At 38.1% G+C, this 26137-nt stretch carries 26 protein-coding genes and 2 pseudogenes; 6 read left to right on the top strand and 22 right to left on the bottom strand.

Annotated elements, in window-relative coordinates; genetic code table 11:
• Positions 1 to 233: 233 nt before the first annotated feature.
• Positions 234 to 1037 (top strand): phosphatase PAP2 family protein, encoded by an 804-nt coding sequence (locus V757_RS16895; RefSeq protein ID WP_052019186.1) that lies wholly within the window; start codon positions 234 to 236, stop codon positions 1035 to 1037.
• Between the two features lie 16 nt (positions 1038 to 1053).
• Here V757_RS16895 and V757_RS16890 read toward each other — a convergent pair whose 3' ends face one another.
• The gene (locus tag V757_RS16890; protein ID WP_023949174.1) at positions 1054 to 2685 is read right to left on the bottom strand and encodes an acyl-CoA synthetase; all 1632 of its coding nucleotides are present in this window, start codon (positions 2683 to 2685) and stop codon (positions 1054 to 1056) included.
• A gap of 183 nt (positions 2686 to 2868) precedes the next feature.
• Here V757_RS16890 and V757_RS16885 point away from each other — a divergent pair, with 183 nt between their 5' ends.
• Entirely contained in the window at positions 2869 to 3387 is a 519-nt protein-coding gene (locus V757_RS16885) for a hypothetical protein (RefSeq protein ID WP_023949173.1), read from the top strand.
• Here V757_RS16885 and lptF read toward each other — a convergent pair.
• Positions 3373 to 4498, bottom strand: a pseudogene (gene lptF, locus V757_RS16880) (LPS export ABC transporter permease LptF). The gene V757_RS16885 and the pseudogene lptF sit on opposite strands and share 15 nt — an antisense overlap.
• Before the next feature lie 48 nt (positions 4499 to 4546).
• Here lptF and V757_RS16875 point away from each other — a divergent pair.
• From V757_RS16875 to V757_RS16860, 3 genes are all read left to right on the top strand, one after another.
• Positions 4547 to 6028: a leucyl aminopeptidase gene (locus tag V757_RS16875; RefSeq protein WP_023949172.1), complete on the top strand. Its 1482-nt coding sequence runs from the start codon at positions 4547 to 4549 to the stop codon at positions 6026 to 6028.
• A gap of 226 nt (positions 6029 to 6254) precedes the next feature.
• Entirely contained in the window at positions 6255 to 6479 is a 225-nt protein-coding gene (locus tag V757_RS16865) for a DNA polymerase III subunit chi (RefSeq protein ID WP_031274045.1), read from the top strand.
• A gap of 203 nt (positions 6480 to 6682) precedes the next feature.
• A complete protein-coding gene (locus tag V757_RS16860) occupies positions 6683 to 7372 on the top strand; it encodes a Bax inhibitor-1/YccA family protein (RefSeq protein WP_023949171.1) in 690 nt (229 codons plus the stop codon).
• 122 nt (positions 7373 to 7494) lie between these two features.
• Here V757_RS16860 and V757_RS16855 read toward each other — a convergent pair whose 3' ends face one another.
• From V757_RS16855 to V757_RS16825, 9 genes are all read right to left on the bottom strand, one after another.
• Complete coding sequence (locus V757_RS16855; RefSeq protein WP_023949170.1) at positions 7495 to 8373, bottom strand: ATP-grasp domain-containing protein; 879 nt, start codon at positions 8371 to 8373, stop codon at positions 7495 to 7497.
• 183 nt (positions 8374 to 8556) lie between these two features.
• On the bottom strand, positions 8557 to 8883 hold the full coding sequence (locus tag V757_RS16850; protein WP_218184467.1) for a plastocyanin/azurin family copper-binding protein: 327 nt from the start codon (positions 8881 to 8883) through the stop codon (positions 8557 to 8559).
• Entirely contained in the window at positions 8849 to 8998 is a 150-nt protein-coding gene (locus V757_RS28815) for a hypothetical protein (RefSeq protein WP_218184466.1), read from the bottom strand. The genes V757_RS16850 and V757_RS28815 overlap by 35 nt, the downstream gene beginning before the upstream one ends.
• 15 nt (positions 8999 to 9013) lie before the next feature.
• Positions 9014 to 9781 carry an ABC transporter ATP-binding protein gene (locus V757_RS16845; RefSeq protein ID WP_023949169.1) on the bottom strand — a complete coding sequence of 256 codons (768 nt, stop codon included), beginning with the start codon at positions 9779 to 9781 and terminating at the stop codon, positions 9014 to 9016.
• 9 nt (positions 9782 to 9790) lie between these two features.
• The gene (locus V757_RS16840) at positions 9791 to 10831 is read right to left on the bottom strand and encodes a FecCD family ABC transporter permease (protein ID WP_023949168.1); all 1041 of its coding nucleotides are present in this window, start codon (positions 10829 to 10831) and stop codon (positions 9791 to 9793) included.
• A gap of 4 nt (positions 10832 to 10835) precedes the next feature.
• Entirely contained in the window at positions 10836 to 11048 is a 213-nt protein-coding gene (locus V757_RS28810; protein ID WP_218118023.1) for a hypothetical protein, read from the bottom strand.
• 32 nt (positions 11049 to 11080) lie between these two features.
• A complete protein-coding gene (locus V757_RS16835) occupies positions 11081 to 11956 on the bottom strand; it encodes an ABC transporter substrate-binding protein (protein WP_218118024.1) in 876 nt (291 codons plus the stop codon).
• A 270-nt stretch (positions 11957 to 12226) separates the two neighbouring features.
• On the bottom strand, positions 12227 to 13057 hold the full coding sequence (locus V757_RS16830; protein WP_023949167.1) for an OmpA family protein: 831 nt from the start codon (positions 13055 to 13057) through the stop codon (positions 12227 to 12229).
• 183 nt (positions 13058 to 13240) lie between these two features.
• On the bottom strand, positions 13241 to 14872 hold the full coding sequence (locus V757_RS16825; RefSeq protein ID WP_031274040.1) for a mucoidy inhibitor MuiA family protein: 1632 nt from the start codon (positions 14870 to 14872) through the stop codon (positions 13241 to 13243).
• A 230-nt stretch (positions 14873 to 15102) separates the two neighbouring features.
• Here V757_RS16825 and V757_RS16820 point away from each other — a divergent pair, with 230 nt between their 5' ends.
• On the top strand, positions 15103 to 15606 hold the full coding sequence (locus V757_RS16820; RefSeq protein ID WP_218184465.1) for a DUF1543 domain-containing protein: 504 nt from the start codon (positions 15103 to 15105) through the stop codon (positions 15604 to 15606).
• 66 nt (positions 15607 to 15672) lie between these two features.
• On the opposite strand, the gene recO is transcribed toward V757_RS16820, so the two are convergent.
• The 11 genes and pseudogenes from recO to fabD all read right to left on the bottom strand — a co-directional run bounded on the left by recO (position 15673) and on the right by fabD (position 26122).
• The gene (gene recO, locus V757_RS16815) at positions 15673 to 16269 is read right to left on the bottom strand and encodes a DNA repair protein RecO (protein WP_023949165.1); all 597 of its coding nucleotides are present in this window, start codon (positions 16267 to 16269) and stop codon (positions 15673 to 15675) included.
• Positions 16262 to 17155, bottom strand: a complete 894-nt coding sequence (gene era / locus V757_RS16810) for a GTPase Era (RefSeq protein WP_023949164.1) — start codon at positions 17153 to 17155, stop codon at positions 16262 to 16264. Before era ends, recO begins: the two co-directional genes overlap by 8 nt.
• Positions 17152 to 17910, bottom strand: coding sequence for a ribonuclease III (rnc, locus tag V757_RS16805; RefSeq protein WP_023949163.1), 759 nt, complete (start codon positions 17908 to 17910; stop codon positions 17152 to 17154). Before rnc ends, era begins: the two co-directional genes overlap by 4 nt.
• A pseudogene (gene lepB, locus V757_RS16800) lies at positions 17910 to 18726 on the bottom strand (signal peptidase I). The gene rnc and the pseudogene lepB overlap by 1 nt, the downstream one beginning before the upstream one ends.
• 16 nt (positions 18727 to 18742) lie before the next feature.
• The gene (gene lepA, locus V757_RS16795; protein WP_023949162.1) at positions 18743 to 20536 is read right to left on the bottom strand and encodes a translation elongation factor 4; all 1794 of its coding nucleotides are present in this window, start codon (positions 20534 to 20536) and stop codon (positions 18743 to 18745) included.
• Between the two features lie 39 nt (positions 20537 to 20575).
• Positions 20576 to 22066 (bottom strand): DegQ family serine endoprotease, encoded by a 1491-nt coding sequence (locus V757_RS16790; RefSeq protein WP_023949161.1) that lies wholly within the window; start codon positions 22064 to 22066, stop codon positions 20576 to 20578.
• Positions 22067 to 22170: 104 nt separating this feature from the next.
• Positions 22171 to 22584: a hypothetical protein gene (locus tag V757_RS16785; protein ID WP_023949160.1), complete on the bottom strand. Its 414-nt coding sequence runs from the start codon at positions 22582 to 22584 to the stop codon at positions 22171 to 22173.
• A gap of 8 nt (positions 22585 to 22592) precedes the next feature.
• Positions 22593 to 23822 (bottom strand): beta-ketoacyl-ACP synthase II, encoded by a 1230-nt coding sequence (gene fabF, locus V757_RS16780; RefSeq protein ID WP_023949159.1) that lies wholly within the window; start codon positions 23820 to 23822, stop codon positions 22593 to 22595.
• A 178-nt stretch (positions 23823 to 24000) separates the two neighbouring features.
• Entirely contained in the window at positions 24001 to 24234 is a 234-nt protein-coding gene (acpP, locus tag V757_RS16775; protein ID WP_023949157.1) for an acyl carrier protein, read from the bottom strand.
• A gap of 205 nt (positions 24235 to 24439) precedes the next feature.
• Positions 24440 to 25180 (bottom strand): 3-oxoacyl-ACP reductase FabG, encoded by a 741-nt coding sequence (gene fabG, locus V757_RS16770; protein ID WP_023949155.1) that lies wholly within the window; start codon positions 25178 to 25180, stop codon positions 24440 to 24442.
• Positions 25181 to 25189: 9 nt separating this feature from the next.
• Positions 25190 to 26122 (bottom strand): ACP S-malonyltransferase, encoded by a 933-nt coding sequence (fabD, locus tag V757_RS16765; RefSeq protein ID WP_023949153.1) that lies wholly within the window; start codon positions 26120 to 26122, stop codon positions 25190 to 25192.
• Positions 26123 to 26137: the final 15 nt, after the last annotated feature.

Here is a 26137-nt window from a genome sequence, read left to right as displayed (position 1 = left end):
ATCAAAAAATTAGCACTACTAATACTATTACTTTTTGTGCATAAGAAATATAAAGAGCAAAAAAGCTTCAAACCATATTTTTAATCTTTTTCAAATGACTATTGGGGAATAGCCATGTTTTTTTATGGGAAAAAAAACCTTTCGCCTTCAACTACTCCATTATTGGCAAATAAAATCGCCCATAATTTAAATACCCTCAATAGTTACTCTCTCATACCACCTATTCTTATACTATGTCTCGTAATAGGTGTTCTATTTCACTACCACGCTTTTCACCAGTAAAATATGCTGAGCTTCAAAAACCTATTTTCTTGTATTTAAATGCAAAGCTCTCCCAATTTCCTCAGTTGCAATATAACTTAACGCAGCTAGGTAATGTGTTAATTGCTTTCTCTCTATTAAGTCTGGTGCTTGTGTATTTACCTAAAATATGGGAGGCTCTAGCATCAGCTTCAATTTGCTCTGCAATTTTATCTAACGGTCTGAAACGCCTTTTCGAGATGCCACGACCTGCACAAATGTTTAGTCAAGAAGAGTTTGTTGTTATTGGCGAAGTCTATAAAGGTTTTAATAGCCTACCCTCTGGACACTCAATAACTATAGCGACAACATTATTTGTATTGGTATTTGCTCTTCGCCCTAAAAACCTTACCAATAAACTTACGTGGTTTATTATATTTATCATCATTGGGCTAGGTTTAGCACTATCAAGAGTTGCAATAGGAGCTCATTATCCTCTTGATGTCTTGATCGGCTGTACGATTGGCTATTTTTGTGCGGCCCTTGGGATTTTGACCAATCAAAAATATCATATATGGTCATGGATAGCTAATCCAAAATATTATCCTTTCTTTATTATTTTATTCACTGGTAGTGCTATTGCATTAATAAAAAAAATGATCAGTAACCCCTTAGCTGTTTATTATATCGCGCTAATATGTCTGCTAATTTCCTTAAGCACTCTGATCAAATCTTATGCGCTATACATTAAACATCAATATAGGTCTAAGAGTCAGATAATATTATCCAACTCTTAGTCTCAAGATAAAAATATTAACTACCAAATAACTCAGACGCTTGTTTACGTAATTCAAATTTCTGAATTTTACCAGTCGCTGTTTTGTGTAACTCGCCAAAAACAACCTTTTTAGGTGCTTTGAATTTTGCCATATGTTCACGGCAGTATTCAATGATTTCCTCTTCCGTCACTGGAGGGGCATCATCTTTAAGCTCAATAAACGCGACAGGTACTTCACCCCACTTTTCATCATTTAGGGCAACGACGGCACAAGTAGCCACACCAGGGAATTTATAGATAACATCTTCAACTTCCAGTGAAGAAATATTTTCCCCACCCGAAATAATAATATCTTTTGAACGATCTTTAATTTGGACATAGCCATCAGGATATTTTACCGCCAAATCACCTGTATGGTACCATCCCCCCGCAAATGACTCATCCGTCGTTTTTTTATTTTTCAAATATCCTTTCATGACAATATTGCCACGGAACATAATTTCACCAAACGTTTGACCGTCAGCTTTAACAGGCTCCATCGTAACAGGATCTAGTACATCCACATCACCTTGTAAATGATAACGTACACCTTGACGTGCTTTTAAGGCAGCTCTTTCTGATACAGGCAAGTCAGCCCATTCTTCTTGTTCAGCACATACCGCTGAAGGACCGTAAACTTCCGTTAATCCATATACATGGCTAATATCAAATCCCATTTTTTCCATATTTGCCAAAATAGCTTCTGGCGGAGCAGCTCCAGCCACTTGACCTTTAACTTGGTGATTAATACCAGCTTTCAACGCCTCTGGTGCATTCGCTAATGCCGCGTGTACCACAGGTGCTGCACAATAATGTGTCACATGATGTTGGCGAATTAAATCAAAACATAGTTTAGGTTCAAACTTTCTTAAGCATACATTAACCCCAGCACGTGCTGCAATTGCCCATGCCATGCACCAACCATTACAATGAAATAATGGCAATGTCCATAAATAATTAGGGAACTTAGGCATATCCCACTCAAGAATTTGTGAAATAGCATTTAACGCAGCCCCTCGGTGATGATACACAACTCCCTTAGGATTGCCCGTGGTGCCAGACGTATAGTTAAGTGCAATCGCATCCCATTCATTTTCTGGCATCACCCAATTCGTTAAATCCTGCGCTTCATTCAATAAATCTTCGTAAGTGATATCAGAGAAATCTTCGACATCTGTCGGACCTAGATTATCGTTTACTTGAATAATTGTCAGATTAGGACATGCTTTTTTTATCTGAGGAATATGGGGAGCAAATTCACTATCTGCAAGTAAAATTTCAGCTTCTCCATGCTGTAAACAAAAAATTAACGCTTCTGTATCTAATCGTACATTTAGCGAACAAAGCACGCCACCAGACATAGGCACACCAAAGTGTGCCTCAACCATGGCGGGAGTATTATATAGAAGTACAGCAACTGTAGAATTACGCTTGATGCCTCGTTGTCTTAGTGCCGCAGCTAATTGACGACAACGATCATAAGTTTGTCTCCATGTCTGACGCAAATCACCATGTACAATCGCTTGTCGATGACCATATACCTCTGCCGCACGACGAATAAAATCCACAGGCGTAAGAGGAATAAAATTTGCCGCATTTTGCGTTAAATCAGTATCAAAGTCTGCCATATAACCCTCCTTATAGAAAGATATTCGATAAATTAAAAAGAAAATAAAAGAGCGAATATTTTTTAATCATACTGGTAAATTACAATAAGTCTTTAATAAAAATCAAAGAATCTTCTTAACCTATGGAAATCCCTAGTAATAATAATCTGGTAAAATAGAGCTCGTTTTTCAGACTCACCTCTTATGAATACCGAGCAAATCAAATTATTACGTGATGGCGCCAAACAAGCTGAAACTGACCGCAGCTGGTCTTCTTATAATAAATTTTTAGCTTTGGTCAATCCCCAAGATATTATGACCTTGTGTGATGAACTCCTCACCTTGCGTGCGGGACAATCAAAAACACCAAGTATTCGTCCGTCAAAATTAGCACTAGAGCAATTGCTTAATGCTGAAGTAATGGTGCCGTCCTGTGACAAAATAAAAAATGGCTACGCTATACGTTATGCAGGCTTTACTGTGGATGAACAAAAAACAGGACCTGACGAGGGTTTATTGTGGAGTGCTCAGGAACTTTATATTCACCATCTACGTCAAACTGGTGAATTGAATGACTTTATTAAGCAATTAGAGAGCCAAGCAGTCATTCCTACCTGGCAACTAACAGTTGAAGTTGGCAAACGAAAAAACTATGAAGGAACATTAATTTTTCGCTATATTCGCGAGGATCACGCCACTTATCAACAACTAAGCTTTTTGTAATGCTACTGGTCGTTTTTTGGGTGCTTTAACTCTCATTTTCCACCAAAATAAAAATATAACGAGCAATAATACACCGCCATTAACAGACACTAATCCTGTCCATAGACCAATCTTTCCTGCGGCAATCCAACCTCGCATCATATTGAGAATGTTCATATATAACAGCCCAACAATAGCTGCTACAATGACGTTCCCCGATTTACCTAGACGAGGATTAACAGCTCCTAATGGAATAGCTAATAAGGCTAAGTTTAATGCTGCTAAAGGTAAGGAAAAACGCCACATTAATTGTGAGTCACTTTTTTTATTATTATCTGCAATAAGCTTCTCCAACGGTCTTGCCTTGAGTTGGTTTAAAGAGCTGGCTCTAATCTGGCTCTCAGACATTTTTTTCTTCATTTTCAATACGCATTTTCAAATGATCAAACGTGGATATTTTGAACTCTGGTGAATTCAACGTCGCATCATAACGACTCCCTTTTTCCAACTCAATAAAACGTTCACCCGTCTCTTCATTTCGACTAAACTTGGCATGATCTGCATTAATAATACTAATCACACCCTTTTTAGTCATATCACGAGCAAATACCTTACCCGTTTCATAATCAGGATTAGAAGACGGTTCTATAAAGAATACTTTCTGACCTTGAGCTGTTTCCAAGAATTGTCCCATCGTCACTTTAGACAAATCTGAACGTTGTGCATAGCGCTGGCGATATTCTTCAATTTGGCGATATGCCCAAGGAGAACTCACCACTGTCAAAATAGCAATTAAAATGGCGACTGGTAGCCCTACTCTTAACACTGGGCGAATCCAATTTAATAACGAAATACCACTAGAAAACCATACAAACATTTCTTGTTCACGGTAATTTCTAGAAATAGTCGTTAAAATAGCAATAAATAGTGAAACAATAAGGATAATGGGCAATGCCGTAATACTTGAAAAGGCAGAAATAGCAACAACAATATCCGCACCGATAATGCCTTCAGCTGCTTGTCCAAGTAGTCTCACCAACAAAACACTAAGCCATACGACAATCAATGTTGAAAAAACAACACCCGCATGACTTAGTATTTCAGCAACAACTGAGCGTTTGAATAGCGACATAATTAAACTTGGGTAATAATACTATTATCTAAATAAAGAGGTTTTAAAATGCAATTTACCACACAATCCAATCGTACTTTTGAACAAATAAAAACTCCTGCTCTTTTTGTAGGGGTTTATGAAGATGGTCTTTTAGGCGACGTTGCCGCACAACTTGATACAGCGGGTAAAATCAAAAAAATTCTTGCCAAAGAGTTCAAAGCAAAAATAGGTCAACTACTAGTCTTAAGAGAGTTAGACAATATCGCTGCAGAGCGCGTTGTTCTCGTTGGTCTTGGTAAAAAAGACCATTATAACGCGAATAATCTAATGAAAGCACAAGCTGCTATCGTCGAGTATTTAAAAGAAAGTAGTCTATCAGAAGGGGTAATTACTTTCTTATCAGAAAATCAAACAATTAACTCATTGGAGGCTGCTCGTTTTGCAGCACGTGCAGCAACGTTAGCTACCTATGAGTACACAGCAACGTTTAGTGATAAGCTAACTGCTTTTGCGATTAAAAAATTAGTTTTCACGACTAATAAAGATACTGATAAAGATGTAGCCTTAGGTTTAGCGCAAGGGCAAGCTATTGCTAACGGTATGAACCTTACCCGAGAATTAGGTAATTTACCCTCAAATATTTGTACGCCAACCTATTTAGGCCAACAAGCAAAAGCATTGGCAAAAAACTATAAAACAGTATCTGCTGAAGTGTTAGAGAAAAAACAAATAGAAGCACTAAAAATGGGCTCTTTCTTATCAGTAGCTGCTGGTTCAAATCAAGATCCTCGCTTTATCGTATTGCAATATCAACCAGAGTCTAAAAAACACGCTAAACAAAAACCTATCGTACTTGTTGGTAAAGGCGTAACCTTTGATACAGGTGGTATTTCATTAAAACCTGGTTTAAACATGGATGAAATGAAATATGATATGTGTGGTGCCGCAACCGTATTTGGCGTTATCAGAACAGTGGCCGAGCTTGGATTAAATCGCCCAGTGATTGCACTTGTACCAGCAACAGAAAATATGCCTAGCGGTCATGCTACAAAACCGGGTGATATTGTGACAAGTATGTCTGGTCAAACCATTGAAATTTTAAATACCGATGCAGAGGGACGCCTAATTTTATGTGATGCGTTAACCTATGCGGAACGTTTCAACCCTGAAGCGGTTATTGATGTAGCCACATTAACTGGTGCTATTATTGTTTCTCTCGGCCATATTCACACTGGTCTTTTTGCTAATGATGATGCGTTAGCTGAAGAATTACTAGCCTCAGGCAAGAAAGCACAAGATACAGCTTGGTTAATGCCTTTAGGAGAGGCTTATTCCGAACGATTAAAAAGTAATTTTGCCGATATGGCAAACATTGCTAGTTCACCTGCCGGTGGCTCTATTACGGCTGCCTCTTTCTTGGCAAAATTTACTCAAAAATATTCATGGGCACACCTAGACATTGCCGGTACAGCATGGACTAGTGGTGCTAATAAGGGAGCCAGTGGTCGTCCTGTGCCTTTATTAGTTGAATTTTTATTGAATAAATAAATATGAGCCGTATTGAAGTTGCTCACGGAGCAGATCATCGTCTAAAACAAGCTAGCCAAACTGTGTATAAACAATTTTTGGCTGGCCGCCCTTTGCTGATTTTCTGCTCTGACTTAAAACGATTAGAGGCATTTAGCCAGTATCTATGGGGGGTTAAGTCCTACTGCGTTTATCCCCCACTTCTCCTTATCATTATCAGCTATCTGAAAAAGAAGGTATTCCTACCTTGATTAAAGTAGCAACGGAAATTCCAGAAAATATTCTTGACTATTTTTTAGAGGACACTAAGCCTTGGCTACTAAACCTTGATATAGCATGCCCACCTTTTTTTGAGGTATTCGATAAGGTTTTAGAAATTGTCTCAAATCACCCTGAGGATAAACAATTAGCGAAGCTACGTATTCAACATTACAAGCAATCAGGGCATGAAGTGCGTTTCCATCAGCTCTAAATAATAAATATACTTTTCAAATAATTGTGAAATAACACTAAACACTATTGGTATCTTTTTGTAATCTGCTTCAACACTATTGATTATTTAGTTAAATTCATTGAAATACTTATTTTATTTATTTGTCGTGAACTATCTTGTAAAAAGTCTTAACTACGTTAAAATGAATGCAAGTCCCCTATTTTTTAAATATCGGAGTTTTTATGCAACATTCTGACAATTTTTCTATGCCAAGTCATGCTAACACTAGCATAACCATTCGTAATAAAGTTTTACGAAGCACTTATATTTTATTAGCTATTTCGCTAATTCCAACGGTACTTGGTGCTATTCTAGCGTTGAATTTCAACTTATTCGCTAGCATGAGTCCATTAGCTAGTACATTAATTTTCTTTGTGGGTGCTTTTGGTTTAATGTTCCTTATCGAAAAAAACAAACATAGTGCCGCAGGTATTGGCTTTCTTATGCTATTTACCTTCTTTATGGGTATTATGCTTTCACGTATTTTAGGCGTAATAATGTCACTAGGGAATGGTGCATCTATTATTGCCCTAGCGTTTGGAAGTACGGCGATAATTTTTGCGGTTATGGCAACAATTGCCTCTACAACAAAACGTGATTTTAGCTTTTTAGGTAAGACATTATTTATTGGTGTTATCGTTCTGATATTAGCCTCTTTAGCTAATATCTTTTTCCAAATTCCAGCACTAAGTCTAGCTATTGCTACCGCTGGTACTATCATCTTTTCACTATTTATTTTGTTCGATGTACAACGCATTGTGAATGGTGGGGAAACTAACTACATCTCAGCAACATTATCTTTATACCTGAACATTTACAATATTTTTGTAAGTCTTTTACAAATCTTTGGTATTGTTGGCGGTGATGATTAATTAGCTATCAATTAAAATATAGTTTTTTATAACGTTAAACGGAAACTGTCTCCGTTTAACGTTTTTTTACGTACTGCAATATGTTAGATAGGCATCTAACGACAGTCATACATCTGAATTTATCAGTAATTTTTATTCTTACTCACTCCCATCATCTCAAGCAATACATTCGCAAAACGCTCACTCGCTAGTTGATTCGTGTGAAGATATAAAGCTGGCTCTATGACTTCTAATTCGTTAAGCAAGAATCGATTATCTGCCAATATATCCGTACCATCTACCCTTGCATAAATAGGTGTATGAGGTAATTTATCTAGTAAAGCGGTTGCGAGATCTAAGGCTTGTTGACTCGGCACTACGGTATGTATTTGTACACCATACGCTGAATTAGCACGCCACTCACCTGCCGGTGGCTGACGTTTTACAGCATGACTAAACACGCCATTAAAATAAATCAAACTCGTTTCACCATAGTGTTCAATAGCTTGTATGTAAGGCTGTATTACCAAGCCGTTCTGATAGCCCTCTAAATGAGGTAGCTCTGACGACAAGCAATCCCATTTTTGAACGGATTGCCCACTTTGTCCTATTAACGGTTTAAGTACAACAATATGCTGTTGTGTTTGCTGATAAATAGATAGCGCTAATTCTCGCAGTTTTTCTGCATTGATTTGAGGCATAACTTGCGTAGGAATAACATCAATCCCCCAACTAGCAATCTCTTGTAAATAGGACTTATGCATATTCCATTGCATCAGCGTTACAGGGTTGACGGTTTGGCAACCATGCTTATTCATATCTGCTAACCATTCTGAAAAAGCCATCGGTGTTTGTGCATAATCCCATGTACATAATGGCAATATATAATCGGCGGCTACGCTAGACTGCCACGGGGACACTGTCACCTTTATACCTTTTTCCTCTAATAAATTAACCATAGGTAATACATTCGCAGGGAGATTTGGCCAGTCAGTGCATGTCGCTACTAATAACTTTTTCATTTTATTTTGATATTCCTTTAACAAAAAAGGCATAAAACCTATTGTTTCTATGCCTTATATTGTTTTATTGAAAAACATTAATGATTAGGTGATGGATAGATTGTAAGTATAAAACTGAAAAAATCAATAATACAGATTAACCTAAAACCTATACACTCAAAACACTAGTTAACAACCAACTACCTATTTTACCTGTTCAAAGTATTTGGCTAAGCGACCTTTATTATCATTTGCACGTTTTTCAAGTTCTACAACCATTTTTTCCGCTTGCTCTTTATTGGTCGCTTTACCTACCTGAATAATACCACTCATATTCATCATACGATGTGGAGGGCATACATATACATATACGCCTTCATTCGTTAGTTTAACCGTAAACTCTTTATCCTCTTCTGACAAGAATTTCTCCGCACCTTCAGGCACTACACGACTTTGTGTCCAATGGCCTTTATTGGTAGGAATAAACGTAACCGTATCACCCACCTCTGCCTTGACAAAACCAGGGCTCAAATACTATAGAGCCATCAGTACCATTGTCAAGCATTTTAATTTCATGATTCGCAGCAAACCCTATCGTATGAGCTGAAGCTGCCATTAAACCGATAACTAATAATTTCTTAAGCATTATATATTTTCCTTGTCAAGTTAATTTACGCATAGGACGGATAACAGGTAATCCAAGGCTATCCTTCAAAATTTCAATATCAACGTTATATAAATCGCTAATAATCTTTGCTGTTAATACCTCTTCGGCGTGTCCTTGTGCTTGGACATTATTCTTGCCTAATAGAATGATTTCATCAGAAAATTGTGCTGCTAGACTTAAATCATGCAATATCATGACGGTAATAACATGATTTGCTTTAGTATAAGCACACACATGTTCTAATAAGTTAAGTTGATGATGCATATCTAATGCACTCACAGGCTCATCCAATAACAAGATTTCTGGCTGACGAAGCAGGACTTGCGCAAACATGACTAATTGCCGCTGCCCGCCACTTAAGCGCATAACATCACGATGCGCGAGATGCGCAATCCCGAGCATATCTAACATTTTCGCGGCTTCTGTTAATAACTCATCCCCCACATGCATATGTAAGGCATCTAAACGTCCCAGCAGCACTACCTCTAATACCGTTAAAGAAGCTTCTACTACCGTATCTTGCGGCATATAGCCAATAGGTTTACGCCATTTAAGCAAATGTTTCAATGACAGTGGCATATCCAAATAATGGATATCTCCCTTGAAAGGAACTTCCCCAAAGATTGTTTTTAATAATGTTGATTTACCTGCACCATTGGGACCTAAAATTGTATAAGTTTTCCCTTTTTCAAGTCTCAAATTAGCCTTATCAGCAATAACTAAGTCACCACGAGAAATTGAAATATTGTTTAATATTAGCATGTTGATTCCCTAGCGCTTCGTTAAGATAATCCAGAAAAAGAATGGGACACCTACAAATGAGGTGACAATACCCACAGGGAACAACGCACCCGGAATAATGACCTTAGACAAAACAGAGGCAATGGATAAGAAAGCAGCTCCGGCGATCATCGCTCCAGGCAAGAAGAAACGCTGATCTTCACCAAGTAGCATACGCGCAACATGAGGAGCTACTAAACCAATAAACCCAATCACCCCCACAAAACTAATCGCTGTCGCCGTCATTAAGGCCACAAAAACCAATGTTTTAAACCTCAGCCATTGCAAATTAATTCCTAGACTTTTCGCTCTTTCTTCTCCCAGACGTAAGGCGGTCAGTTTCCACATGTCTTTTGATAAGAAAAATACACAGATAGTTGTTACGACAGTGGTAATAAATAAACTATTCCATGTGGCTTTAGTAAGACTACCAAATAACCAAAATAAAATTTGTTGAGAAATTTCTGGGGCAGCGATAAACTGAATCAATGACAGCACTGATTGGAATAAGAACAATAGCGCAATACCTACCAACACTAACATTGATGACGTAAACCGCTTAATAGAGGCAAATAGAAACAAAATACCCGACGCAATCATCGTCATCACGAATGCGCCCATGGGTACGGCAAATGCTTGTGGCAAGCCAAATCCACCAAAGGCGATCACAAAAGAAGCACCTAACCCTGCTGCGGCCGCCAAGCCTAAAGTATAAGGACTTGCCATCGGGTTATTTAATAATGTCTGAATTTCTGCTCCACCAACACCTAGAGCAGCACCGACGATTAGCGCCATTAATGCCATCGGCAATCGTAAATCATAAACAATCACCTTGCTAATAGCATCACTCGTTTCATGACCAATTAATGCTTTTACTACCTCACTAATCGGCAACATAGATGGACCAGTGGCAATATCTAGCACTAGCCCTACCATACATATAAGAAAAAAAGCCAACAGTACAAACCAGCGTTTACGCTCAAGTAAACGCTGGTTCTTTACAATATCGGCGACAACAACCGATTCATTCATATATCTATTTACCTTCTGGTGCTAAATAGAATATTCCTTCTGGTGTCACGGGTAAATATTTCTTATAAAAATCCAAATAAGTTTTTGTAGGATCTAAATCAGCAAATAACTCAGGATAAATAGCTTTAGCGACAAACTGAATAGATGCGCTATCAGAAAGGGTACGAGAGTTTGCATGGTAAGCACCATATAAACGATTGTTTTTGATAGCTGGCAACTCAGCCCAGCCAGTGCGCTGTTTATAACCATCTAGGCGCTTAGTCGCCTCTGCTTTTTCAATGTCAAAACCATGACCATTGCTTGAGGATTTTTCTTAAGCTCTGTTTCACGTCCACTAATAATCACAACATCAGGCTTAGCCGCTAAGACAAGCTCTGGGTTAACTGCCGCATAATACTCTACAGCATCCTTAGCAATATTATCGCCACCCACAAGTGTAACCATTGATCCCCACATACTCTTACCAAAGCTTACACCATATTCTGCAGGGCCTTTATTACCAAATTCAACATATACTTTTGGTTTTGGCAAGTTAGCTTTTTCAACGCGAATTTGAATATCTTTGGCAACAGCCTCATACTCATTCGCTAATTCTTTAGCCTGTTTTTCGTTACCCGTTAATGTACCAATAATTTCTGTACTTTTCACATGGGCAGGTACTGTTTGAGCATTGTAATCTAACACAACAACTGGAATTTTAGCCGCTTCTAAAGGCTCTAAGTCTGAACCTAGTGCATCATATTGCCATTTAGCTAATACTAAGACATCAGGTTTAAGCGATAATACTTTTTCAATAGAGAATGTACCTACTTCTACCTCACCCACGTCTTCGATGCTATTAAGCTTAGGCAATGCTGCACTGAATGCTTTCCAGCTTGCTGGTGCCCAATCTGTCCATACAGCTTTAGAAAACCCTACGACATTATTTAGCTCATCTTTACCCGCAATAGCTAAATAGTCTTGATAATAAAAGCCAACAACAGCACGCTTAACAGGCACATCTACTGTCACTTTACGATCAGCTAAATCGGTAATTTCAACGGGTGCAGCATGGAGAGAACCTACCATACCAACAACTAATGCAGAAGCCACTACGACTGATGATAAATTAAAACGTTGTAACATATAATTTCTTTAAAATTTTATAAAAACACAAATGATATTCATTATCATTTTTGATATTGTAATATATTATTAAAAATAATTTCTAGTTCAATAATAGATAAAGAGAAAATAATACAGCTTATGAATACTAGCATCGCCCTCTATCTCTAGGCGAATAAATTTAAAAAATAATAACTCTTAAAAAAATTGCCCCCCATTAGTTTTCTGCTAATGAGGGGCAATTCGATTTTTACTATAACTAAAAATTTAAACTACTAATAAACTACAATCTTAGCGTTTTGGTGGTTGAGGATAAGATTTATCGTATAAAGCTGATGGTCCTTCTTTACCTGCAGCACCAGTGACTGGTGTTGTACCATTCGCTTTTACTTCAACACGACGGTTTGGTTTTAAGCAATCACGTAATGCTTGACCTGTCTCATTTGAACATGCTTTGATTTGGTGAGCCTTACCCATACCAACTGTTTCAATTGAAGCCGTTACACCATTATCTTTAAGTGCTTGTCCTACTGTAGCCGCACGACGTTTAGATAAGTCAAGATTATAGCTTTCAGACCCTAAGCGATCAGTATAACCAGTCACTACAACAGATTTTGCCCCATTTTTTGTTAACTCTTGAGCCACATTTTGCACAACAGCTTGACCTTCTGTTGTAAGGTAATCTTTATCAAAATCAAATAACGTATCGCCTAATGTATAGTTTGCATTGCCATTACATCCATTTGGATACCAGAAGAAGCTTTGTGCATTCATATCTTTATCGAACAGAATCTTGTATTGGCAAACCTTTAACTCACCATTTTCACGATAATTAAAGGCATAATTCCATTCACGTGTTCCAAAACCTTCTGCAAAGTGTGGGCGACCGATTAAGTTATAAAGTTGGTCTTTATTCATGCCACGTTCAATTAGACGAACATTATCCCAATTAGGCCATGACCCCTCTTGAGTACCGCTATGATTAAATTGTGCTGCACTTAATTTAGGCCAAACTAAATCAGAAACATCTGCCGTTCCTTCAGAAGAAACTTTACTTAAGTTTCCGCAAGCACTAAGAACAAATCCAGCCGACATTACTAAAGCTAAACGAGTTAATTTCATCTTAAAATCCCTGTAGCACGCCTTGACTGCGCGTTAATTTTCATAATAATTAGATAACTAATATTTCATTTAAAATCATATTAATTATCAATCCGATAGAGTAACCATTATAACTAATTTTTATTTTTTTAACAGTTTAAACACAAATTTTCAATAGCTTAAAACCCATTTCTTAACAAAAATTTAATTTGTATTGATATTTTTATCTGCTGGATACTCAATAGTAAATTCTTTTTTAACTACTTGGTCTACTTTAGGACCTAATTTAATCGTTTGTTGGTATCGACCAAATTGATCCATTTTTATATCGTTACTATTAGGACTTTGTAAAGTAACAATAATATCTTTTTGTCTTGAACTAGGAATACGCTCATTAATCACTAATTCAATCGCTTCTGGATGTGAATTAGTCAACGTTACTTCCTCTACAAATTTAAGCTTTTTCGTTTTATTAATCACACCACTTGTTTCTTCTAGTCGTTTAAGTGGTGATTTTTTAACAACAACTTTTTGATCTTCGCCAACTAATTGGGTAAATTTTTGCCCCGTATAAATGGTAGGTAAACTTCCTTGCCCAACAAACTGACCATCAAAATACGTTTGCAACTCACCTGCCAAAAGAGGATATTCTGATTTATTTTCTCCTTTTACTGTGACTAATACTTTGTCTTGTTGCTGCGGATAGTAAGCATACACCACTTCTACATCCTGATTGCTAGTTTGCATCTCAATGGCTTGGCTTTCTTCTTTGCTTAATAAATTAATTTTATGTTTAATTTCAAAAGTCACCGCCAGCTGATTATCCTGAACGATTGCCGCATCAGAGACGACACCAGCCGCCTCTTCTTGCGCTGGTGCTGCAGCCATCACGGTAGCTTCCATTGCTTGAGATCCTGCAATTCCTTTGTTTGTCACCATACGTTTTGTTCTCATTGGTGGCTGATAATAATCAATAAACCAAGGACTTACCTCTGGTACTTCACCAACCTGAACGGGGCGACCAGTAGATAGTTTAACGTTGACATTTTCCCAGTCCTCATTGGTATTTTGCGTGATATTAGCCGTATATTTCAGCTGAATTTTCTTTGCATTGCTATCAAAAAATAATTGATAGCTAGGCACCCAACTAACGCCATAGTTAATATAGTTTAATCCTAAAGTATAGTCACCTTCTTTACTCGCTCTGACTCTAACAACCACTTGTTTATTACGACCAAATTGTTTTTCTTTTTCTTTCTCTAGCTCATTGTTAATTTCCGCAATTAATTTATCTTGCTCAGAAAGTTTATCACTCAGACCTAATTGCTCCTCTAATAACTGTGCTTGAGATTGACGTGAAAATTGTTGTACTTGTTTTACTTCTTCTAGATTAAATGGCCTTTCAGAAGAGGCAATATTTTTTTGTAATTGACTAATAAGCTCTAATTGACCATCCAACACTCTTATTTGATCGATAACTTTTTGTTTTGCTTGTTCTGCTTCTTTTAGTCGAGTTTTGATTTTTTCTAAAGACTCGCTCTTAATTTTATCCTTTTCTATTTGTTGTTCTTCCACACCAATGAGGGTTAAAGGCGCAGAGCCATTTGCTTTAAATTGCAAGGATTGGCTTTCAACTTGCTCAGATAAATTAGAAAAAACTAGACGGTGCTCACCTACCGGTAAATGAATTTTTGCCTGTCTTGTTAAATACGCTTGCTCTGGATAGACAATAACTTCTTGGATATGGCTATCTACGTTAAATGTTTCTGCTAAAAGTGCAGGGCTTGCTGTCATTAAGCTTATCGCTAGGATAGATAACTGATTTCTCTTGACCACGAGTTAACTCCTTTTAGTAAAAATTAACCGACTATCGTCTAAACACTTTAACTTATTAACAAACCTTTCTTTATTTTTGACATATAGACGTTGGGCTTAGACCATAGCATTTTAACTACAATAAAGCGAATCTTATTAATATAATGAGATTGTACTTATGTTTAGATAGCAACCGCTATTTTTTCTTTTTACTTAATCATATTTTTCATTTTACTATGCAACAGCTCTATATGTTTTATCTTGGTGGAAATGCTGGTTTTTCTACTATTGAAGTCCATGACATACAATTTGTAGTTGATCACAATGTTGAAGAAGCCATTCCTACGCTACGCCAACGCTGGTTTGGTGACCCAGATAAAATCCATCTCGATGGCTATACAGTGCTTAATTGGGCAGACGGCTTTGACATTATATTGTCTGAAACGCCTCCCACGCATCAGCAAGAAAAACTATTCTTTGTTTATGTCGGTGGTTATACACCTGGCTCGTTGGCAGAGCAACATGATTATGGACTATTCGTAGCAAATAGTCCAGAGCAAGCCAAGCAGAAAGCTCTTCAGACGCTTCTAGTTGGTAAAGATCACCAACACAAAGATAACCTTAAAGATGTAGATCAATGTCTAGCACTACATCAATTTCAACATGAACATACCACAAAACCTTATACATTCATCTTCATGCTAATCCGAATGGAAAACCAGACAAGCCTAACTGGCAAGGTTATAGACCAATAGGCATATAAAACAATCTGTTATTTGTTTATAGCAAAAGCGTTCCATAATCAGGGGATACGTTTTTTATTAACGAGGATAGCTATTTTTTAATTCTGTAACCACTTTACGCGTATTGAGTGTTTTACCCTCTAAGTAATTATCAATAGCTTGTCTCAGCCTTTGTCTCAATAATGGTTCACTCTCTAGCTGATAAAAATCAGGCATCGATTCATCCATACCATAACCAACTTCTTTAAGTAACAACCATTCAAAACGTCGTAATACGATTCTTTCGTCTAGACCTGAACTTAAGTTTTGTAAAGCAAACACATATTCGTCATATAAAATAGAAAAAGAATCTTCCGGGGGTAAGCTTCGCAATAATAATTCATTCAAATACCATGCTGACATTAATGCTTTTGACGGCAATGCAATAAACCCATCAAATTCAGCTTGAGTAATAGTTTTCACCTCACCTGTCCCACTCCATGAGACAACTAAGGGTTGAAAATGAGACAAAATAGGACGCATGACGGAATACGGTCTTTTGGCACCTTTAGCAATACCTGCAACGAGTCCATAATCACGAGAAAATACCGTAGCGACACAAGACGTTTCGCTCCATGGAATCGCTTTTAATAAAAAAGCATGGGCATCAATAACTTTGTGCTGACGTTTACTCATAACCAAGGTCACGTAAAGCACTTTCTTTATCAGACCAACCTTTACGTACTTTGATATAAATTTCTAGAAAAACAGGCTTATCTAGCATCTCTCGAATATCCTGACGTGCCTCCGTCGCAATTCGTTTCATATGCATACCTTTTGCACCTAGCAAAATGGGTTTATGGCTTTCTCTTTCTACCACAACACACGCATTGATATGTACACCCTCTGGAGTTTCATCCCATTTTTCTATTTGGACTGTGCTGGCATAAGGTAGTTCATCTCCTACTAAACGGAAAATTTTCTCCCGAATTAGTTCGGCGGTGATAAAGCGCACTGAACGATCTGTCATGGCATCTTCATCAAACATCGGCTCACCTTCTGGCAACCGTTGTGCAATCTCATCCAATAATACATTGAGCTGAATATCTTTAACAGCACTCAAAGGAACTACCGCATCATAAGGAAATTTTTGTAAGATTTTGCTGGTAAATTCAAACAAATCATTTTTGCTTTTGAGTAAATCAACTTTACTAATCACTAGAATACACTTTTTCGATGTAGGTAATAAAGGCACCACATTATCATCCCCTTCTCCCCATTTGCCAGCCTCAACTACATGCACAACAACATCTACATCGGCTAATGTTTGTGTCACAACACGATTCATCATACGATTCATCGTACCACCATGACGTGTTTGAAAGCCTGGCGTATCCACAAATATAAACTGTTTATTATCTTGTGTTAGTACACCATGAATTCTATGTCTCGTTGTCTGAGCCTTACGTGACACAATAGAAATTTTGCCTCCAATTAAGGCATTAATAAGCGTTGATTTACCAACATTAGGGCGACCTACGACCGCAATAAAACCTGTTTTAAAAGATGTCTGCTCAGTCATTTTATCTCCTGCTCCACTGCAACTGGTAAGGTCAATTGGGTAACAACACGTTGTTTAGCTTTTACAATGCTTTTCTTATTTGGTGATACTTGCTTAAGTTGGTTAATCACAATTTTGGCGGCACTTTGCTCTGCAGCTCTACGGCTACCACCCGTTGCTGAAGCAGATAAATTCAAATCAGGAACACTACACTCAACTTCAAACTGTTGATCATGTGCCGCACCAGTTGTTGCTAATACAGTATATTGAGGTAAAGGCAAACGACGAGCTTGCAACATTTCCTGTAATAATGTTTTGGCATCTTTGCCCAATGTTGAAAAGTCCACATCCTTTAATAAAGGACGGTAAAGCTTTTCAATCACTTGTTGTGCTTGTTCAATACCATTATCTAAATAAATTGCACCAAAAATTGCTTCCATAGCATCTGCTAAAATTGAAGGTCGTCTAAATCCACCACTTTTTAGCTCACCCTCACCTAACAATAATAAATCTGGTAGCTCTAATTGAATGGCCAATTCAGCTAAGGTAGATTGATTAACCAAGCTAGAACGAATACGCGACAAATCACCTTCATCTTGATGTTGTAATAACGTAAACAATAAAGAAGCCACTGAAAAATTTAGAATTGAATCACCTAAGAACTCTAATCTTTCATTGTGCTGCATACTATAACTCCGATGAGTTAATGCACGCATTAACAAATTCATATTTGTGAATTTATATGATAAACGTTCTTGTAATCTTTGGTATTTCATTAGTTTACTGATGATCCTATACGACCAAACTCATTAAAATTCATCCAGATAAAAAAGGCTTTACCCACTATATTTTTGTCTGGTACAAACCCCCAGAAACGACTATCCTGACTATTATCACGATTGTCTCCCATAGCAAAATAATAACCTTCTGGAACTTTACACTCTACCGCTGTTGCACTTGGATAAGTACATTGATCAAATTTAGGGAAGTTCACAATTGGACGAATTTGGCCTTGCATGGGCAATAATAAAATATCGTGCTCAACTTCACCCAATTTTTCTTTGAAACGCATTGGTGACCCAGATTGCTGACTTGGATTCACATAAGGACCCACTTCTTGTAATGGCAACTGTTCACCATTGACACTTAAACGCTTATTTTCAAAACGAATAACGTCTCCAGGCACACCTACAATACGTTTAATATAATCTACTTTGGTATCCACTGGGTATTTAAATACCACCACATCTCCTCTTTGAGGATCACCTAATGGAATAATTTTCTGATTAATAATAGGCAAGCGAATACCATAAGAAAATTTATTAACCAAAATCATATCGCCACTTTCTAATGTCGGTAACATCGATCCCGATGGAATGCGAAAAGGTTCTACCACAAATGATCGTAGAACAAATACAAATAAAATCACCAGGAAAAAAACCAACCGCATATTCTACTAGTTTAGAGCGATACTCATCTGCATGCTCAGCACCATAGGTGGCAACGCGACGAGGTTTTAAGACCCATTTATCCAATAGTTTAATCGCCCATGTTACGACTAAAAGAATAAAAAATATAACCGCAAAATCCATCGTTTATTAACCTCGCTTATTTATCCTCAACTTGCAAAATAGCAAGGAAAGCTTCTTGTGGAATCTCCACACTACCAACTTGTTTCATACGTTTTTTACCCGCTTTTTGTTTTTCGAGTAATTTACGTTTACGAGTGATATCACCACCATAACATTTTGCCAAAACGTTTTTACGCAGTGCTTTAACATTTTCACGTGCAATAATTTCAGCTCCGATAGCTGCTTGTACCGCAACGTCATACATTTGTCGAGGTATTAACCCTCGCATTTTACTAACTACTTCACGTCCACGATAACGAGCGACTGAACGGTGTACCATCATAGATAAAGCATCTACTTTGTCACCATTAATTAATAAATCAACTCTCACCACATCTGCACTACGATATTCTAAGAACTCATAGTCCATTGAAGCATAACCACGTGACACCGATTTTAATTTATCAAAAAAATCTAACACAATTTCAGCTAATGGAATTTCATACGTCAAATGAACTTGACGCCCATGGTAACTCATATTCTTTTGAATACCACGTTTGTTATTACATAACGTCATCACAGGCCCCACATAATCTTGTGGCATAAATAACGTCACATTGACCATTGGCTCACGAATATCACGAATATACCCTACATCTGGCATACGCGATGGACTATCAATCATGACCACTTCACCATCTGTTTTTTCAACCTCATATACCACAGACGGTGCTGTCGTAATCAGATCCATATCGAACTCTCGTTCTAGGCGTTCTTGGACAATTTCCATATGTAACAGTCCTAAGAAACCACAACGGAAGCCAAAACCTAATGCCTGCGATACTTCTGGCTCAAACATGAGTGCCGCATCATTGAGCTTTAATTTTTCTAAGGAATCTCGTAGTTGATCGTATTCACTACTTTCAACAGGATACAAACCAGCAAATACCTGTGGCTTAATTTCTTTAAATCCAGGTAAAGGTTCTGCGGCTGGGTTTTGTGCCAGTGTAATGGTATCGCCCACTTTTGCATGAGCAAGCTCTTTAATTCCCGTGATAATGAAGCCTACTTCTCCAGCAGATAATTGCGGACGAGGAGATGACTTAGGCGTAAATACCCCTAATTGCTCAACCAAGTGTGACGCCCCTGTCGCCATAAAACTCACTTTATCTTTGAGTTTAAGCGTACCATTGACAATTCTAACCAACATCACAACACCAACATAATTATCAAACCATGAATCAATAATTAAGGCTTGCAATGGCTTATTGGGATCACCTTTGGGAGGTGGCACTTTATTTACAATGACTTCTAAGATCTCATCAATACCCATGCCTGTTTTTGCACTCGCCAATACAGCATCATGAGCATCAATACCAATCACATCCTCTATTTCTTCTCGAGCTTCATCTGGGTTTGCCGAAGGCAAATCCATTTTATTAAGCACTGGAATAACTTCTACACCTAAGTCAATAGCGGTATAACAATTGGCAACTGTTTGTGCTTCAACCCCTTGACTTGCGTCAACGACTAATAAAGCTCCCTCACAAGCCGACAATGAACGACTGACTTCATAGGAAAAATCTACGTGTCCTGGTGTATCAATAATATTTAAGTTATAGGTCTTACCGTCCTTAGCTTTGTACTGCAAAGAAGCTGTTTGTGCCTTAATGGTAATTCCACGTTCACGCTCAATATCCATTGAGTCAAGGACTTGAGCTGACATCTCTCGGTCAGCCAAGCCCCCTGTCCGTTGAATTAAGCGATCCGCTAAAGTTGATTTACCGTGATCGATATGTGCAATAATTGAGAAGTTACGAATGTGTTGCATCGAAAAAATAGTAAAAATTATTCAATCCAACATTGTAACTTATTTTTTAGGTGTAACAGTGACCCATTGCGTCAAATCTTCACGACGAATTAATAGTGCAGCTGCTTTATTTGCAGGTAATTGTTTCACCTCATTTTGAAACTGTTTTACTGACATGATATCTTTGTCATTAATAGCCAAAATAATATCATCCTTACGCAATCCTACATCTTGCGCCAGCCCTTCGACATCATTCACTACAACGCCATTATTAACACGGAATTTTTGTTTTTGAGCATCTGTTAATTCAGTGACTGATAAACCTAATTTATCAAACTGACTAGCATTATCTGCATTATTCTCGCCAGTGGCAGTCACTTTTTTATCAGCTGCTGTCTGGTCTAAGGTAACAGGTACCGTAATTTCTTTACCTCGACGCCATACCGTAATATCCGATTGTGTCCCAGGTTTAGTCATTCCTACTAAGCGAGGTAAATCATTCCATTTGTTAATAGTCTTGCCCGCAAAACTAACGATGACATCGCCAGATTTGATACCAGCTTTTTCAGCGGGGCTACCAGGTTCAACATTGCTCACCAAAGCACCTTTAGTATCTTTTAGGCCTAACGCATCAGCTACTTCTTTTTTAACCTCACCAATCATCACACCTATGCGACCACGCTGAACAGTACCAGTGCTTTTAAGTTGTTCAACAATTTTCATCGCTTCATTAATAGGAATAGAGAACGAAATTCCCATAAATCCACCACTACGGGTATAAATCTGTGAATTAACACCCACAACCTTACCAGCCAGATCAATTAATGGTCCACCAGAGTTACCTGGATTAATAGCCACATCTGTTTGAATAAATGGTAAATAATCCCCTGTATCACGATTGATAGCACTAACAATACCAGAAGTCACTGTTGACTCTAGACCATAAGGCGAACCAATCGCTACGACCCATTGACCTTTTTTCAGTTTCTCTGAGTCACCCATCGCTAAAGCACTAAGAGCTTTAGCATCAATTTTCAATAAAGCAATATCAGTTCGTTTGTCTGATCCAATAACTTTAGCTGTATATTCCTTACCATCATTCAACGTCACAATCACTTTAGTAGCATCATCAACCACATGGTCATTGGTAATAATATAGCCGTCCTCTGAGATGATAAATCCTGAACCTACACCGCTAGGCTCTATTCTTTCTGAATTAGGGTTGCTTGGTTTTGGTGTATTACGTTTAGGAGTCTGTAGAGGGAAATCAGGACCAAAGAAAAACCGGAAAAGGTCTTCTGGATTGCTACCATCAAAGTCCCCCATCCCAGATTGCGAGCTTACTTTGCTCATTGTTCTAATATTTACTACACCATTTTCTGTTGCTTGAACTACTGGCGTAAAATCAGGTAAGCCCATCACTAGTGGTGCCGTTTGACTAGTAGGGACAGTATTAGATACCGAAGAAATATTATTTTCCGCAATAGCAGATGAAGAAATGGCCAAAGAAAGCGCTAACAAAGAGGCAGATAATTTTTTTAGAGTAAACATGTTGAATCCTTGCAATAGGGAGTCTTATATGGATATCAATAGTCTATAGTCATTCTATTTTTTTTTCAACCCCATGAAACAAGAGGAAATTTTTTATTAAGCGATTAGGCTTGTTTGTACTGCAAATAATGCATGACCACATTAAATTTTCGCCATGCTTTATCAGACAACTGCCATTTCCAAATGATTATCGGATTGGAGCATTTTCCATCTATTTCTCGAATAGCCAATTGCCACCAGAATGGTCCCTTGGAAATATTAATAGCATCACCTTGATAAGCCCGTTCATCACTAACCAAACTAAGCTGTTGAGGAGAATATGATAATACCCATAAAGAAGGGGTTTTTTGAAGTTTTTGGTAAGCATAAAAAAGCCCTACTACCATGAGAGCGAAATTTCCTCCTAATAGGACAAAAATTGCCAACATCAATAATAGGGCTTTTATATGTAATTCTCCTCTTGACTGAGACAAGACTAAACTATTTGCCCAATAGTCTGGAAGAGAACGGATTAACATGGTTAATCCTAAATTTTCTTAACAATCATCGAACCATTAGTACCACCAAATCCAAATGAGTTAGATAAGGCGTAATCAATTTTTAAATCACGTGCTGTATTGGCACAATAATCCAAATCACACTCTGGATCTTGGTTAAAAATATTAATAGTCGGTGGAGAAACTTGATGATGAACAGCTAATGTTGTGAAGACTGCTTCAATACCACCAGCCGCACCTAATAAGTGACCTGTCATTGATTTTGTCGAGTTTACAACGGTTTTATATGCATGATCACCCAACGCTAATTTCAATGCTTCAGTTTCATTTTTATCACCTAACGGTGTTGAGGTACCATGTGCATTAACGTAGTTAATTTGATCTGCATTGATACCAGCATTGCGTAAGGCATTCTGAATACCACGACATGGTCCTTCACGATCAGGTGCAGTGATGTGATGAGCATCCGAACTCATTCCGTAGCCCACAAATTCACCATAAATCTTAGCACCACGCTTTATTGCATGTTCATATTCTTCCAAAACAAGAACACCAGCACCTTCACCTAATACGAAACCATCACGATCCTTATCCCAAGGACGAGATGCTGTTTGAGGATCATCATTTCTTGTTGATAATGCACGCATAGCCGCAAAACCACCAATACCTAATGGAGAAACTGTCGCTTCTGCACCACCCGCCAACATCACATCAGCGTCACCATATTCAATCAATCTAGCCGCATCACCAATTGAGTGCAATCCTGTCGTACACGCAGAAACAACAGCATAACTCGGTCCTTTTAAACCTAACATAATAGTTAAGTGACCTGAAATAAGATTAATCAATGAGGCTGGAACAAAAAAAGGCGAAATACGGCGTGGACCTTTTTCTAAATAATCTGTTTGTGTTTCTTCAATACGTTTAAGTCCGCCAATGCCTGAGCTAACAATAGCACCAAAACGATGAGCATTTTCTTCGGTCACTTCTAGACCAGAATCACGCCAAGCATCAATAGATGCCGCTAAACCATAGTGGATAAACGTGTCCATCTGCTTAATTTCTTTAGCACCGATATAGTTCTCAGCATTAAAATCCTTCACTTCAGCAGCTACTTGTGAATTAAAAGCACTCGCATCAAAACGAGTAATATTAGTAATACCTGAACGTCCATTTACGATATTATCCCAAGCCGTAGCCAGTGTATTTCCTACTGGTGAAACAATACCTAAACCTGTAATAACAACTCGTCTCTTCACAGACAACTCCCGTTTTCATTCAAATCATGTTTGAAATTTTATATTGACCTAAAAAAAGCGTTTTGGAAAATACAGAACAACACTGCTAGATTTTTCCAAGACGCTCTTTGAGACGAGGCAGTACAAAATACTTGTTTGAACTACCTCTGTCATATTTTCAAAAAAACAGATATTCTCATTAAGCTTTTTGAGCTGAAATGAAATCAATCGCTTTTTGAACTGTTGTAATAGTTTCAGCTTGCTCATCAGTAATGCTAGCTTCGAACTCATCTTCAAAAGCCATAACTAATTCAACCATATCTAGTGAATCGGCACCTAAGTCGTCAAGAAATGAAGACTCATTTTTGATTTCTGCTTCGCTTACACCTAACTGTTTTGCAACGATTTTCTTGACGCGTTGTTCGATGTCCATGTAAATCTCCAATAGGGATCATTCCCCAAGTTATACCCTATGCAACACAAAGGGTTGTTTTAAATTAAAAAAAAATCAGCACTCAATGTACTCACTACTGTAAATACAAACACAACTGCCAGTTTGCATTTTATAAAAATTTGTTCATTTTTTGCAAAAAACGAACAAAAACAAAAAATTAAAATTCTTGACAGCCTAAGAAACCTTAGGACATATACATACCACCGTTCACATGTAACGTATTACCTGTGATATACCCTGCACCTGGACTAGCTAAGAACGCTACAGCTTGTGCAATATCGTTCACTTGTCCTAAGCGAGCCATAGGAATTTGGCTTAATAATGCATTTGTTGCTTCATCACCAAGTGCACGTGTCATATCAGTATCAATAAATCCTGGTGCAACACAATTAACCGTAATATTACGACTACCAATTTCTCTCGCTAAAGCACGAGTCAAACCAGCAACACCTGCTTTTGCAGCCGCATAGTTAACTTGACCTGGGTTTCCACTTTCTCCAACCACGGATGTCACATTAATAATTCTGCCACCTCTGGCTTTAACCATTGGTCTAATTACACCACGGCAAAGACGGAATACAGCTGTTAAATTCGTCTGAATCACAGCATCCCAATCCTCATCTTTCATACGCATAATAAGACCATCACGAGTAATGCCCGCATTATTCACCAGAATATGTGGACCACCCTCAGCAGCTAACTCAGCTAAAAGAGCATCACTTGCTGCCGCATCAGTCACGTTTAGCACGACGCCACGCCCACCAAAAGGAGTTAACTGTTCAGAAACACTTTGTGCACCATTCTCAGTCGTTGCTGTACCAACAACTATCGCACCTCGTTTAGCAAGTTCTAAAGCTATTGCTTGCCCTAAACCACGACTCGCACCTGTTACTAGCGCTATCTGACCTGTTAGTTCTTTTGTCATAACTCTTCCTTAATTTTTTAAGGCATCCAAAGTTGATGCTAATGATGTAGGATCAGTAATAGATAACGCTTGAATTTCAGGCGCAATACGTTTTACTAAACCTGTTAATACTTTCCCTGGTCCGCATTCCACGATATGAGTAACACCCTCTTTTTGCATACGTTGAATAGTCTCAACCCAACGTACTGGATGCCAAGCTTGACGCACTAAACCATCTTTGATGAGAATAGAGTCTGTTACTGTCTCTACATCGACATTATTAATAATATCAATGCTTGCAGATACTAAATCCAGTTGATTTAAAGCTTTTTCAAGAATAGTCGCGGCAGGCTTTAACAATGAAGAATGGAACGGTGCTGAGACCGGTAATACTAATGCTCTCTTAGCTCCTTCTTTTTTGGCTAATTCACAAGCCCTTTCGACAGCGGCTTTATGCCCAGCAATAACTACTTGCGCTGGAGCATTAAAATTTACTGCCTCAACTACTTCACCCTGTGCGGCTTCATTGCACACCTTTTGAACGGTTTCGTCATCTAAACCTAAAATAGCTGCCATAGAGCCAGCACCCACAGGAACAGCATCTTGCATAGCATTTGCACGAATACGCACTAGTTTCACTGCGTCTTCTAACGAAATCACTCCTGCAGCGGCTAATGCTGTATATTCTCCTAAACTATGGCCAGCCACTACTGATGGAATAACACCTCCCTGCTCAATATAAGCTTGGTACATAGCGTAACTAGCAGCCAACATAACAGGCTGTGTATTTGTTGTAAGATTAAGTTGTTCGGCTGGTCCATTAGCAATTAAGTTTACTAAATCTTGGTCTAGTGCATTACTAGCTCTCTGCATAATGTTTTGCACCACTGCAACCTCTTTCCATGCATCAAGCATACCAACCGCTTGAGACCCTTGCCCAGGAAATACCATAGCTAATTTCATCACTTCTCTTCCCTC

The organism is Pelistega indica (genome assembly GCF_000506865.1).
Taxonomy (GTDB): Bacteria; Pseudomonadota; Gammaproteobacteria; order Burkholderiales; family Burkholderiaceae_B; genus Taylorella; species Taylorella indica.
The sequence above is the reverse complement of the archived record's forward strand: the minus strand, read 5'-3'. Positions and strand labels throughout refer to the sequence as shown.

What these genes read in the sequence shown, in the direction of transcription:
- V757_RS16895 (WP_052019186.1), top strand. Translation starts at nt 234, where the DNA reads ATGTCTCGTAATAGGTGTTCTATTTCACTACCACGCTTTTCACCAGTA.
- V757_RS16890 (WP_023949174.1), bottom strand. Translation starts at nt 2,685, where the DNA reads ATGGCAGACTTTGATACTGATTTAACGCAAAATGCGGCAAATTTTATT.
- V757_RS16885 (WP_023949173.1), top strand. Translation starts at nt 2,869, where the DNA reads ATGAATACCGAGCAAATCAAATTATTACGTGATGGCGCCAAACAAGCT.
- V757_RS16875 (WP_023949172.1), top strand. Translation starts at nt 4,547, where the DNA reads ATGCAATTTACCACACAATCCAATCGTACTTTTGAACAAATAAAAACT.
- V757_RS16860 (WP_023949171.1), top strand. Translation starts at nt 6,683, where the DNA reads ATGCAACATTCTGACAATTTTTCTATGCCAAGTCATGCTAACACTAGC.
- V757_RS16855 (WP_023949170.1), bottom strand. Translation starts at nt 8,373, where the DNA reads ATGAAAAAGTTATTAGTAGCGACATGCACTGACTGGCCAAATCTCCCT.
- V757_RS28815 (WP_218184466.1), bottom strand. Translation starts at nt 8,998, where the DNA reads ATGCTTAAGAAATTATTAGTTATCGGTTTAATGGCAGCTTCAGCTCAT.
- V757_RS16845 (WP_023949169.1), bottom strand. Translation starts at nt 9,781, where the DNA reads ATGCTAATATTAAACAATATTTCAATTTCTCGTGGTGACTTAGTTATT.
- V757_RS16840 (WP_023949168.1), bottom strand. Translation starts at nt 10,831, where the DNA reads ATGAATGAATCGGTTGTTGTCGCCGATATTGTAAAGAACCAGCGTTTA.
- V757_RS16835 (WP_218118024.1), bottom strand. Translation starts at nt 11,956, where the DNA reads ATGTTACAACGTTTTAATTTATCATCAGTCGTAGTGGCTTCTGCATTA.
- V757_RS16830 (WP_023949167.1), bottom strand. Translation starts at nt 13,057, where the DNA reads ATGAAATTAACTCGTTTAGCTTTAGTAATGTCGGCTGGATTTGTTCTT.
- V757_RS16820 (WP_218184465.1), top strand. Translation starts at nt 15,103, where the DNA reads ATGTTTTATCTTGGTGGAAATGCTGGTTTTTCTACTATTGAAGTCCAT.
- recO (WP_023949165.1), bottom strand. Translation starts at nt 16,269, where the DNA reads ATGAGTAAACGTCAGCACAAAGTTATTGATGCCCATGCTTTTTTATTA.
- era (WP_023949164.1), bottom strand. Translation starts at nt 17,155, where the DNA reads ATGACTGAGCAGACATCTTTTAAAACAGGTTTTATTGCGGTCGTAGGT.
- rnc (WP_023949163.1), bottom strand. Translation starts at nt 17,910, where the DNA reads ATGAAATACCAAAGATTACAAGAACGTTTATCATATAAATTCACAAAT.
- lepA (WP_023949162.1), bottom strand. Translation starts at nt 20,536, where the DNA reads ATGCAACACATTCGTAACTTCTCAATTATTGCACATATCGATCACGGT.
- V757_RS16790 (WP_023949161.1), bottom strand. Translation starts at nt 22,066, where the DNA reads ATGTTTACTCTAAAAAAATTATCTGCCTCTTTGTTAGCGCTTTCTTTG.
- V757_RS16785 (WP_023949160.1), bottom strand. Translation starts at nt 22,584, where the DNA reads ATGTTAATCCGTTCTCTTCCAGACTATTGGGCAAATAGTTTAGTCTTG.
- acpP (WP_023949157.1), bottom strand. Translation starts at nt 24,234, where the DNA reads ATGGACATCGAACAACGCGTCAAGAAAATCGTTGCAAAACAGTTAGGT.
- fabG (WP_023949155.1), bottom strand. Translation starts at nt 25,180, where the DNA reads ATGACAAAAGAACTAACAGGTCAGATAGCGCTAGTAACAGGTGCGAGT.
- fabD (WP_023949153.1), bottom strand. Translation starts at nt 26,122, where the DNA reads ATGAAATTAGCTATGGTATTTCCTGGGCAAGGGTCTCAAGCGGTTGGT.